Below are 6,948 nucleotides of genomic sequence, written 5' to 3'. Positions count from 1 at the left end.
ACGCGCGACGCCGGTGCGGGCGGGGCCGGCGTGCCCGGGGGAGGCCGCGGGCCGGCGCGGCCGGTCGGTCGGGAGCAGCGCGGGCGGCGCCTGCGCTGCTCCCCCGGAGGGGCTGCGGCCCGCTGGGACGGAGACGGCGGAGGAGCCGTTCGGGGTCACGTCTGCCTCCCGGGGCACGGTGGGGGAACCCGGCGACGCCTGGTCTCAGCCATGCGCCTCGGCCGCCTTCCGGACGAGCTCGTCGATGGCGGCGGCCAGCGTCCCGACGGTCGCGCCGCCGTACAGCAGCCGGACGTTGACCTTCACCTTGAAGTGCTTGTTGAGGCGGCTGACCACGCGCATCGCCTGGAGCGAGTTGCCGCCGATCGCGAAGAAGTTGGCATCGGCCCCGACCCTCGGCACGGCCAGTACCGTCGCCAGGACCTCGGCGAGCTTCTCCTCGGTCGGGGTGGTGGGGGCGACGTAGCCGTCCTGGTCCTGGTCCCGGTCGGACACGGGGGCGGGGAGCGCGGCGCGGTCGATCTTGCGCGAGGCGGTGAGCGGGAACTCTGCCAGCTCCACCCAGGCCGTCGGCACCATGTACTCGGGCAGGGTCCGGCCCAGGTGGGCCCGCAGCTCGGCCGTCGTCGGAGACGCGTCGCCGAGCACGGTGTAGTACGCCACGAGCCGCTTCTCGCCGCCGTCCTCCCGCAGCAGGGCCAGCGCCATCCGGACCTGGGGGTGGGTGACCAGCTGGGACTCGATCTCGCCGAGTTCGATTCTGAGGCCGCGCAGCTTCACCTGGTTGTCCAGCCGGCCGAGGAAGTCGATCTGGAGGTCCGGGGTCCAGCGCACCAGGTCGCCGGTGCGGTAGACCCGGCCCTCGCCCAGGACGGGGTCGGGCACGAACTTCTCCTCGGTCGTGGCGGGCTGGTTGAGGTAGCCCCGGGCGAGCCCCCGCCCGCCGATGAGCAGTTCGCCCGGAACACCGACCGGCACCAGGTTCAGCTCCGGGTCGACGACGTAGTGCAGCCGGCCGAGCTCGGGCCGGCCGATGGGCGGCGAGGACGTCCACTCCTTGTGCTCGCACAGGTACTCGGTGGTCGCCACGGACGCCTCGGTGGGGCCGTAGAGGTTCACGAACATGCGGCCGGGAAGGTTCCACTTGTTGACCAGCTCGGTCGGCAGGACCTCCGCCCCGCCCATGATGTACTTCAGGTCCGGATAGGGCTCCGCGTCCACCAGCGAGAGGATCGTCGGCGACAGGCCGGCGTAGGTGACCCGCTGCTCACGCATGAGGGAGCCCAGCGACTCGGGCGAGGAGAGTTCCCCGGGCGACACCAGCACCAGCGTCGAACCGCTGGTCAGCCCCGTGAAGATCTCGCCCTGGGACATGTCGAAGGTGAGTGCCGGAAGCTGCAGGAGCCGGTCGGTTCGGCCCCACGCGCCGAACGTGCGCCGGTAGGCCTCGACGAACGTGCGCAGGCCCTGCTGCTCGACGAGCACGCCCTTGGGCGTCCCCGTCGATCCCGAGGTGTAGAGGACGTACGCCAGCGAGCCGGGGCCCGCCCACTCCTCCAGCGGTTCGTCCTCGGGCAGGGCCTCGACCTCGTCCCAGTCGGCGTCGATCCGCAGGCTCGCCCAGCCACAGGAGGGCGGCAGCTGGCCGAGCGTGTCCGCCCGGGTGACGACCAGGGGGGCCTCGGTGTCCCGCAGCATGTAGTCCAGGCGGGCGTCGGGGTGCGAGGGGTCGAGGACGGTGTACGCGGCCCCGGCCACCATGACCCCCACGATGGCCACCAGTGTGTCCAGATCCCGGTCCATCGCGACGGCCACGACCTGCTCGTGCCGCACGCCCCGGGAGCGCAGGTACCGGGCGAGCTTGAACGCCCGCCGCACCAGTTCGCCGTAGGTCATCTCCCGGCCGCGGCAGACGGCGGCGAGCTGTTCGGGGTGCTCCCGGGCGATCCGGACGATCGTGGCGTGCAGCGGTTCGGCGGGGAAGTCGAAGTCGGCTCCGCGCCCGGCCGCCAGCAGGGTGCGCCGCTCCTCCTCGGAAAGGAGGGGCAGCCGGGACACCGGGGTGTCGGGGGCCGCGCACGCCGCCTCGAGCACGGTACGGAAGTGGCCGGTCATGGCCTCGATCCGCCAGCGGTCGTACAGGTCGGTCGCGAACTCCACGTCGACCCGCAGTCGTTCCGGGCCCTCGACGAAGTTGAACGACGCGTCGAACCGGGACTGTCCGCCGACTACCCGGACCGGCTCACCGCTCAGCCCCTCCAGGCGCAGGACGTCGCCCGTGGAGCCCTCGCCGAGCAGCTGGCAGGCGATCTGGAAGAGCGGGTTGCGGCCCGCGTCACGGGTCGGCTGCACCCGTTCGACCACGTGGTCGAACGGCACGTCCTGGTGGTCGTAGATGTCGAGGTTGGCGTCGGCGACCCGCTCCAGCAGCTCGGCGAAGGTCACGGAGCCGGACAGGTCGCAGCGCAGCACCGTCATGTTGATGAAGAGTCCGACCACGTCCTCGAGCTCGGGCTCGGTGCGGCCCAGCATGGGCACGCCCACGGGTATGTCGTCCTGTCCGCTGTACCGGCTGAGCACGACGGTCAGCGCGGCGGCGACCACCATGTACAGGGAGGCGCCCTGTTCCTGGGCCAGCGAGCGGGCCCGCCGCAGCAGTTCGGGAGGGAAGTCGACCGTGAGAGTCTCGCCGCGGTGGGTCGGCTCGGCCGGCCTGATCCGGTCGGCGGGGAGTTCGAGCGCCCCGAGCCCGGCGAGGCGCTCCTCCCAGAACGTCAGCTCGTCCTCCCACACGCCGTCGACCCGCTGCTTGCGCTGGCGCCGGATGTGGTCGGCGTAACCGGCCGTGAGCTCCGGCAGCGCGGGTTCCCGCCCGGCGGCCAGCTCCCGGTAGGCGTGTTCGAGCTCGCGGCTGAGCACCCCGGTGGACCAGCCGTCGGTGACGATGTGGTGGAAGCCCAGGCAGAGCACGTGCTCCTCGTCGTCCAGCCGGTAGAGCCGGAACCGGGACACGGGCCCCGCGGACAGGTCGAACGGGGTGTCGGCCTCCTGCCGCAGCTCCCGCCGCAGCGCGTCCTCCCGCTCTCCGGGGGCCAGCCCGGACAGGTCGCGCACCGGCAGCGGCCGCTCCACCGCGGGGGAGATGACCTGGTAGGGGACGCCGTCCGCCGCGTGGAAGGTCGCCCGCAGCTGCTCGTGCCGTGCCGTCAGCAGGTCGAGCGCGCGCTCGAGCGCGGACGCGTCGAGAGGGCCGCGCAGCCGGTGGGCGTTCGTGACGTTGTACGTGGTCTGCCCGGGGTTCATCTGGTCGAGGAACCACAACTGCTCCTGCCCGAACGAGAGCTGGAGGCGGGGCTCGGACGCTGCGGAGGAGGAGGCGGTCATCGTCACGGGGCTCCGTTCGGGAGGCTGGCAGACGGTGAGGAGGCGAGCGGGGGCGGGGCGGGGCGTCGCATGCGTCCCGGGGGCACGGGCCGTCGGCCACGTCCCGTTCGGCCGCACGCGGCGGGCGTGGGCGCGGCCTCCCGGACCCCGGAGCCACGCGGCGGAGGCCATTGTGTTCCGCGGGCCCTGCACGGAACCTGGACGTCGTCTGGACGCGCCCGCGCCCGGCCGCGGCGGACGGGCGGCCGGTCGAGGGCGTCGCCGGCGGCTCATCCGTGGATCGCAAGGCCCGGTGGCCGTATAGCCTGGCGAAATGCTGACCGAAGTCATCGCGACCCGGTACGTCACCCCCTTGCGCGAGGGCGGATCGCTGCCCGGGATCGTCGAGGCCGACGATCTGGGCACGTACGTCATGAAGTTCACCGGCGCGGGCCAGGGCCGCAAGTCGCTGGTGGCCGAGGTGCTCTGCGGCCGGCTCGCCCAGGAGCTCGGGCTGCGGGTGCCGGAGCTCGTGCGGATGCAGCTCGACCCCGTCATCGGCCTCGGCGAGCCCGACGAGGAGGTGCAGGAGCTGCTGAAGGCGAGCGGCGGCCTCAACCTCGGCATGGACTTCCTGCCCGGTTCCCTCGGCTTCGATCCGCTGGCCTACCGGGTGGACGCGGCCGAGGCGGGGCGGGTCGTGTGGTTCGACGCGCTCATCGGCAACGTGGACCGTTCCTGGCGCAATCCGAACCTGCTCGTGTGGCACGGCGATCTCTGGCTCATCGACCACGGCGCGAGCATGATCTGGCACCACAACTGGCCCACCGCGGAGGCGGCCGCGGCCCGCCCCTACGACGCGTCCGACCACGCACTGGCGCCGTTCGGCCCGGACGTGGCCGCCGCGGCGGCACGGCTCGCGCCGCGCGTCACGCCCGAGTTGCTGGCCGCCTGTGCCGCCGACGTGCCCGACGAGTGGCTCGTGGACGAGCCCGGGTTCACGGCACCGGGCGAAGTGCGCGCGGCCTATGTCCGGCTCCTCACACAGCGGGCGGCGAGCGTCCACGAGCGCGTCACGCTGGGGCCGCCCACGGCCGACGGGCCCTCCCGCGCGCCCGGCTGGCTCACGGACTGGAAGGAGTCGGCCCGATGAGCGAGGGCACCGCACCGGACCGGGTCGTCTTCGAGTACGCGCTGCTGCACGTCGTCCCCCGGGTCGAGCGCGGCGAGCGGATCAACGCCGGCGTCGTCGTCTACTGCCGGGCCCGGGGGTTCGTGGCGGCCCGCACGGCGCTGGATGAGCGCCGGCTCCTCGCGCTGGACCCGGCCGTCGACCTGGCCGGGGTGCACGCGGCCCTGCGCGCGGTCGAGCACGTGTGCCACGGCGGCGCGCGGGCGGGGCAGGCCGCGGGGGACGACGCCGGACGGCGGTTCCGCTGGCTGATCGCCCCGCGCAGCACCGTCGTTCAGCCCGGCCCGGTGCACTCGGGGCTGACGGCGGACCCGGCGGCGGAGGCCGAGCGGCTGTTGGACGTGCTGGTGCGTCCGCCGCGTCCGGACCGGCCGGGCGGACGACGTCGGTGAGCTCGGGCGACATCGCTGTGCAGGGAGACCGTTGACAGCTCAGGGCCCGGCTTCTAGCGTCACCCTCACCCACGCTACTAAGCGGTTGCTCACCCCTTCGAGGACGAGGAGACCAGGATGTCCAGCAGCGAACAGCGCGTCGCGGTCGTGACCGGCGCAGCACGAGGCATCGGCGCGGCCACCGCCGTCCGGCTGGCTGAGGAGGGGCGGGCCGTCGCCGTGCTCGACCTCGACGAGGGCGCCTGCAAGGACACCGTCGAGACGATCACCTCGGCGGGCGGACGGGCGCTCGCCGTGGGCTGCGACGTCTCGGACGCCGGACAGGTCGAGGCGGCGATCACCCGGATCACCGCGGAACTCGGCGCACCGGTCGTTCTCGTCAACAATGCCGGAGTCCTGCGCGACAACCTCCTGTTCAAGATGAGCGAGTCCGACTGGGACACCGTGATGAACGTGCATCTGCGCGGCGCGTTCCTGATGTCCCGCGGCTGCCAGAAGCACATGGTGGACGCCGGCTTCGGGCGCATCGTGAACCTGTCCTCCTCCTCCGCGCTGGGCAACCGGGGCCAGGCCAACTACTCGGCGGCCAAGGCCGGGCTGCAGGGGCTGACGAAGACGCTCGCCAAGGAGCTCGGGAAGTTCGGCGTCACGGCGAACGCCGTCGCGCCCGGCTTCATCGCCACCGACATGACGGCGGCCACCGCCGCCCGGGTGGGCATGGACTTCGAGGACTTCAAGGCCGCGGCCGCCTCCCAGATCCCGGTGCAGCGCGTGGGCCGTCCCGAGGACGTGGCCGGTGCCGTCGCCTACTTCACCCGTGACGACAACGGCTTCGTCTCCGGTCAGGTGCTGTACGTGGCCGGTGGACCGCTGGACTGACGGACCATCTCCGCACGAGCGAAAGGCAGGGCAGCGATGACGACGCCGGACACCGGCAGGGTCGCCCTGATCACCGGCGGCAGCCGGGGCATCGGGTACGGGATCGCGCGGGCGCTGGTCGCCCGGGGCGACCGGGTCTGCATCACCGGGCGCGGCGAGGAGTCGCTCAAGGAGGCCGTCGACGCCCTCGGCCCCGACCGGGCCATGGGCGTGGCGGGCAAGGCCCGAAACGAGGCGCACCAGGCCGAGGTGGTGGAGCGGGTCATGGACGCCTGGGGGCGGGTGGACCATCTCGTCAACAACGCCGGCACGAACCCGGTCTTCGGCCCGATCGCCGAACTCGACCTGGACGTCGCCCGCAAGGTCTTCGAGACCAACGTCGTCTCGGCGCTGGGATTCGCTCAGCGCACGTGGGCAGCCTGGCAGCGTGAGCACGGCGGGACGATCGTGAACATCGCCTCGATCGCCGGGGTCAGTGCGTCGCCCTTCGTCGGCGCCTACGGCATCAGCAAGGCGGCCATGATCAATCTCACCCTGCAGCTGGCCCAGGAAATGGCCCCCGGTGTGCGCGTGAACGCCCTCGCGCCCGCGGTGGTCAAGACCAAGTTCGCCGCGGCCCTGTACGAGGGCCGGGAGGAGGAGGCGGTGCAGCGCTACCCGCTGGGCCGGCTCGGGCTGCCGGAGGACGTCGGGGGCGCCGCCGCGTTCCTCACCTCCGACGACTCGCAGTGGATCACCGGCCAGACGCTGGTGATGGACGGCGGCCTGTTCCTCAATGCGGGCGTCGCCTGACGCCCGTCCCGCATGCCACGCCCTCGGCGCCGGGCCTGTTCACAGGCCCGGCGCCCAAGGTGTGCGTGGCCGCGGGCAACATCGCGAAACCGGGTCCCGGAGCCCTTCGTGGACACCGCTGAGTCACCGTGGCTGCCGGTTGCGTGACGGTCGTGACGACCAGCGCAGAGGTCGTTGATCTGTCCATGTAGTTCCGGCCAAGGCTGCGGTAGGGTCTGCGTCGTCACAGGCTGCGGGTCCGCTGCCGCACCTGGTGCGTTCTGCGCGGGGCCGAGACATGGGGAGCGGGAAAGCGCCTCCCGGAGCCGGTGGTATCTCTCGCACGCACCG

Annotated in this window: 5 protein-coding genes; 4 read left to right on the top strand and 1 reads right to left on the bottom strand. The window is 72.7% G+C overall.

From position 1 onward, the window contains the following. Positions 1–204: 204 nt before the first annotated feature. Positions 205–3,384, bottom strand: coding sequence for a non-ribosomal peptide synthetase (locus tag HPT28_RS13935; RefSeq protein WP_219091378.1), 3,180 nt, complete (start codon positions 3,382–3,384; stop codon positions 205–207). A 313-nt stretch (positions 3,385–3,697) separates the two neighbouring features. On the opposite strand from HPT28_RS13935, the gene HPT28_RS13930 reads away from it, so the two are divergent. The 4 genes from HPT28_RS13930 (at position 3,698) to HPT28_RS13915 (ending at position 6,618) form a co-directional block, all read left to right on the top strand. Further along, positions 3,698–4,516: a HipA family kinase gene (locus HPT28_RS13930; protein WP_219091377.1), complete on the top strand. Its 819-nt coding sequence runs from the start codon at positions 3,698–3,700 to the stop codon at positions 4,514–4,516. Continuing rightward, positions 4,513–4,947: a DUF3037 domain-containing protein gene (locus HPT28_RS13925; RefSeq protein ID WP_219091376.1), complete on the top strand. Its 435-nt coding sequence runs from the start codon at positions 4,513–4,515 to the stop codon at positions 4,945–4,947. Before HPT28_RS13930 ends, HPT28_RS13925 begins: the two co-directional genes overlap by 4 nt. A 117-nt stretch (positions 4,948–5,064) precedes the next feature. After that, entirely contained in the window at positions 5,065–5,826 is a 762-nt protein-coding gene (gene fabG, locus HPT28_RS13920) for a 3-oxoacyl-ACP reductase FabG (protein WP_219091375.1), read from the top strand. 36 nt (positions 5,827–5,862) lie between these two features. After that, the gene (locus HPT28_RS13915; RefSeq protein WP_219091374.1) at positions 5,863–6,618 is read left to right on the top strand and encodes an SDR family oxidoreductase; all 756 of its coding nucleotides are present in this window, start codon (positions 5,863–5,865) and stop codon (positions 6,616–6,618) included. The last annotated feature ends 330 nt before the right edge of the window (positions 6,619–6,948 follow it).

Origin of the sequence: Streptomyces sp. JJ38 (assembly GCF_019303475.1) — a bacterium.
Lineage (GTDB): Bacteria > Actinomycetota > Actinomycetes > Streptomycetales > Streptomycetaceae > Streptomyces.
Note: the sequence above shows the minus strand (reverse complement) of the source record. Positions and strands in the feature narration are given on the sequence as shown.

Coding starts and splice junctions, on each gene's coding strand:
- HPT28_RS13935 (WP_219091378.1), bottom strand. CDS start 3,384: ATGACCGCCTCCTCCTCCGCAGCGTCCGAGCCCCGCCTCCAGCTCTCG.
- HPT28_RS13930 (WP_219091377.1), top strand. CDS start 3,698: ATGCTGACCGAAGTCATCGCGACCCGGTACGTCACCCCCTTGCGCGAG.
- HPT28_RS13925 (WP_219091376.1), top strand. CDS start 4,513: ATGAGCGAGGGCACCGCACCGGACCGGGTCGTCTTCGAGTACGCGCTG.
- fabG (WP_219091375.1), top strand. CDS start 5,065: ATGTCCAGCAGCGAACAGCGCGTCGCGGTCGTGACCGGCGCAGCACGA.
- HPT28_RS13915 (WP_219091374.1), top strand. CDS start 5,863: ATGACGACGCCGGACACCGGCAGGGTCGCCCTGATCACCGGCGGCAGC.